This window comes from Deltaproteobacteria bacterium (genome assembly GCA_028818775.1).
In the GTDB taxonomy this organism is placed as follows: domain Bacteria; phylum Desulfobacterota; class Binatia; order UBA9968; family JAJDTQ01; genus JAJDTQ01.
Map to the genome: position 1 here is coordinate 1 of JAPPNE010000142.1, position 2,443 is coordinate 2,443.

Consider the following 2,443-nt stretch of genomic DNA (forward strand, 5'->3'; position numbering starts at 1 on the left):
GCACCCTGGCCGCCGCCCGCCCGGACCTCGTCCTCGATCTCGGCGCCGGCACCGGGGCCCTCTCCGAAGCTCTCCTGCTGCACGGAGGGGCCGGCGCGGTCGAGCTGATCGACGTCGACGCCGAGATGCTGGATCAGGCCCGGCTGCGGCTCGCGCGGTTCGGCGCGCGGGGGGTGCGGCTCTTTTGCGTAGAATGCTATCTCATTCATTCATAATGAGTTATGCTCACGGGCACCCCTTCGTGGTGCGCCTTTGGCCGGGGGCAGCTTCCGGCAAGCGTCTCGACCCGCTGCTTTTGGCTCCCGTCCCGGCCTGATCACGACGCCGGCAGATTCCGGTCTTCGCCTCTGGCGCGCTCCCCTGGACATTCGCGCGGCGTTTTAGTACGGTGTCGTGGGGAAGGGAGACGCCCCCGCGATGGTCGCAGCGACGACGAGGTTCTCTGGACGCACCTTCAGCGCGCGGGAGATGACGCTGATCCGCGAGGTCGTGCGGGACTGTTCGGGCTTGAGCCGGATGGAGCTGGCGCGCACGGTGTGCGAGCTGTTGCGGTGGCGGCGTCCCAACGGGCGGCTCAAGGCCCGCGAGTGCCGGGAGTTGCTCGAGCGGCTCGACACGGAGAGTGCGCTGGTGCTGCCGGACAAGCGGCTGGGGCGCGTGCCGGGCTCGGTCACCCGGGTGCCCCAGACGGCGGCGGGAGAGCCGGGTTGCCCGCTCGTGGGCAGCGTGCGCGACGTCGAGCCCCTGTCGGTCGAGCCGGTGCGCGAGCCGGCCGAGCGGTTGCTGTTCCGGGAGCTGGTGGGGCGCTACCACTACCTGGGGCACACGGTGCCGTTCGGCGCCCACCTGCGTTATCTGGTGTTCGCGTCGAGGCCGCAGCGGGTGGTGGTCGGCTGCCTGCAGTTCTCCAGCCCGGCGTGGCGCATGGCGGCGCGGGACGGCTGGGTCGGCTGGGACGACGCGACCCGGGCGCGGAATCTCCAGCACGTGGTCAACAACAGCCGCTTCCTGTTGCTGCCGTGGGTCGGGGTGAGGAACCTGGCCAGCGCGGTCCTCTCGCGCGGGCTCGCGCACTTGCTGGTCGACTGGCCGCGCCGCTACGGCCTCGAGCCGTGGCTCGTCGAGACGCTGGTGGACCCGAGCCGCCACCACGGCGGTTCGTATCGCGCCGCCAACTGGGTGGCACTGGGCGCCACCACCGGTCGAGGGCGGATGGACCGGTACGGCCGCCGTGTCGGCGAGGCGCCCAAGACGGTTCTGGTCTATCCTCTGGTCCGGGATGCGCAGCGGCGGCTTCGGGAGGGTTGAGCCGTGCGAGTTGTTCCCCACCCCGCCGCGGCATCCGCCCCGGCGCCGTATGCGGCGGCGGAGACGGCCTTTGCGGAGGCCAAAGCCTACCTCTCTTCGCGCGAGGCCCGGCAGATGAGTGAGAGCGATCTCGAACGGGAGCTGCACCGGCGGGGCCAGGAGCTGATGCAGAAGCTCCTGCAAGGCCACCTTGACCAACGCAGTCCGGGGGAGGCGGCGGGTCCGGTGGCGGGGTCTGATGGTGTCGAGCGCCGGGAACGGCGCGTGCACAAACGCGCGGTGGAGACGATCTTCGGGACGGTGGATGTCGGTCGCGTGGGCTATGCGCGCCCCGGTCACGAGAGCCTCCATCCGCTCGATGCGTCGCTCAACCTGCCGGGGGAGCGTTACTCGCTGGAGGTGCGCCGTCGGGTGGCGGAGGCGGCGGCCTCGCGGTCTTTCGACGAAGCGTTGTTCGATCTGTCCCGCAGTACCGGTGCGGAGGTGCCGAAGCGTCAGGCGGAACAGTTGGCGGCTCGCGCGGCCGAGGACTTCGACGCGTTCTACGAGGCGCGGCGTGCGGCGGCGGGCGAGCCTCAGCCGGCCGAGTCGGTGGTGGTGCTCACCTTCGACGGCAAGGGGGTGGTGCTCCGTCGCGAGGACCTGCGCGAGGCGACGCGCAAGGCGGCCGAGCGGCGTCGGCGGCAACGCGAGCCGCTCTCCCCGTTGGGCCGCGTCCAGCCGGGGGAGAAGAAGCACTCGAAGCGGATGGCGACAGTGGCCGCCGTCTACACGGTCGCGCCGTTCGTGCGGAGTGCGGACGAGTTCCTGCAGACGTTGATGCCCCGACAGCCGGGGGACAAGACCAACAAGGGCAAGAAGGCCAAGACCCCGGCGGTGCGGCCCCGCCCGGTGGCGAAACGGGTCTGGGCGAGCCTCGAACGGGAGCCGGCGGAGGTGGTTGCCGAGGCGCTGCTCGAAGCCGAGCGCCACGACCCCGAGCGGGTCAAGCGCTGGGTGGTGCTCGTCGACGGGGCCGAGACGCAGCTCGACCTCGTCGAAGCGGGCGCGGCCCAATTCGGGGTGGAGGTCACGGTGGTCCTCGACATCATCCACGTGGTCGAGTACGTCTGGAAGGCGGCGCACGTATTCCATC

The 2,443-nt window shown here is 71.1% G+C and carries 3 protein-coding genes; all 3 read left to right on the plus strand.

All coding sequences use genetic code 11. The features are described from left to right. The coding region (locus OXU42_15565) for a methyltransferase domain-containing protein (protein MDE0030807.1) at positions 1-215 on the plus strand (215 nt) is incomplete at its 5' end. A gap of 202 nt (positions 216-417) precedes the next feature. Beyond that, a complete protein-coding gene (locus OXU42_15570; GenBank protein MDE0030808.1) occupies positions 418-1,308 on the plus strand; it encodes a DUF4338 domain-containing protein in 891 nt (296 codons plus the stop codon). Between the two features lie 3 nt (positions 1,309-1,311). Continuing rightward, positions 1,312-2,443: ISKra4 family transposase (locus OXU42_15575; protein ID MDE0030809.1), on the plus strand; the 1,132-nt coding region annotated here is incomplete at its 3' end.

Bases quoted from the DNA above. Each gene is read 5' to 3' on its own strand.
- OXU42_15570 (MDE0030808.1), top strand. From the start codon at position 418: ATGGTCGCAGCGACGACGAGGTTCTCTGGACGCACCTTCAGCGCGCGG.